Source organism: Shewanella sairae (assembly GCF_023283535.1).
GTDB classification, from domain to species: Bacteria; Pseudomonadota; Gammaproteobacteria; order Enterobacterales; family Shewanellaceae; genus Shewanella; species Shewanella sairae.
The window spans coordinates 1-1,558 of the sequence record NZ_JAKILT010000166.1 but is presented as its reverse complement, the minus strand read 5'-3'; the positions used below and the strand labels follow the sequence as shown (position 1 = coordinate 1,558).

The 1,558-nt window shown below is 44.2% G+C and carries 1 protein-coding gene; it reads left to right on the top strand.

From position 1 onward, the window contains the following. The coding region (gene traI, locus L2748_RS23845) for a TraI/MobA(P) family conjugative relaxase (RefSeq protein ID WP_248957817.1) at nt 1-1,558 on the top strand (1,558 nt) is incomplete at both ends.

Here is a 1,558-nt window from a genome sequence, read left to right as displayed (position 1 = left end):
GCAAAGCACGTAAAGCCTAGAGGCAGCACTAAAAGCAGCTTTCATCGCTTAGTTGATTACATTACTGACGAGCAGGATAAGGAACATCGAGTTGGCTTGGTTCAGTCGGTTAACTGTTACGCAGCAACGATTGATGCCGCAGTGACTGAGGTATTAGCTACTCAACAGCAAAATACCCGAGCAAAAGGGGATAAGACCTACCATTTGCTCATTGCTTTTGCTCCTGGTGATGAAGTCACGGATGAACAACTAAAAACTATTGAAGCAGAACTGTGTGCTGATTTAGGATTCAGTGAACACCAACGAATAAGTGCGGTTCATCGCGATACTGATAACCACCATGTTCATGTTGCCATCAATAAAATTCATCCCACAAAACTCACCTTACATGAACCTTATTATGACTTTACAGTGTTAGGTCATGCTTGTGAGCGTATTGAAGATGCTTATGGCCTTCAAAAAGTAAATCACATTTCACAGCAACGAGAGGGGCAGTCTCGCGCTCAAGATATGGAAGCGCACAGTGGCCAGAAAAGCTTAATCAGTTGGACCCGTGAGCATTGTGGTGAGAAGTTAGAGCTGGCTCAATCCTGGGATGATGTTCACCAGGCATTAAAAGAGCATGGTTTGCACATGCAGTTACGCGGTAATGGTCTGGTGATTACTGCTGATAGTGAAGTGAGTATCAAAGCGAGCTCAGTCAGCAGAATGTTATCTAAACCTGCACTGGAAAAGCGATTAGGTGAATTTGTCGCAGGTGAGGCGCCACCAAAAAATGAAGAGCAATCAAGTAAAGGCCGTTATCGCAAACAACCTATAGCGTTAAAAGTGGATACCACGGAGTTATATCGTCGTTATCAACTGCAAGCATTACAGAGTGAGAAACAGGTAAACCAAGCATTAGCGCAAGTTATGACAACCAAAGGCCGTAAGCTAAAAGCACTGGATTTGGCTAACAAGTTAAAACGGTTTGCGATAAGCCAGGAAACCAATTCTATTACCCGTAAAATGTTGTACAAACTTCACTTTAACTCAGTTAAAAGACAACGGAAGAAAATTCAACAAGCCGCTGCAAACGGGAAAAAACAGGTCTATGGTCAACATCGAAAACTCACTTGGGCGGATTGGTTAAAACAGCAAGCTGTGCAAGGTGATAAAGAGGCGCTTACTGCTTTACAAGCAAGGCAACCCCAGCGTCATCAACAAAGCAATCGACTATCAGGTCAAAATAGCTCGACATTTGATAGTGCTGTGTTGAGCAAGGCTGACAGCATTACCAAAAAAGGCAGTGTGATAGATAAGCGTATTGGCGTTAGAGAAACGGCTAATGCGTTAGTGTTGCCGGCAAAGATAACCACTACGACGTTAATTGGTGCGCTTGAGCTTGCACAGGAACGGTACGGCAATGTCATTAGCCTAGATGGTACAGATGCATTCAAACAACGTGTAGTTAACGTCGCTGTCAATGCGCGATTAACGATTCAATTTACCGGTGACGCAGAGCGAGACCGGCTTCAACTAGAGGAACGATATAATGGACAGTCACGAGAAGACGGAC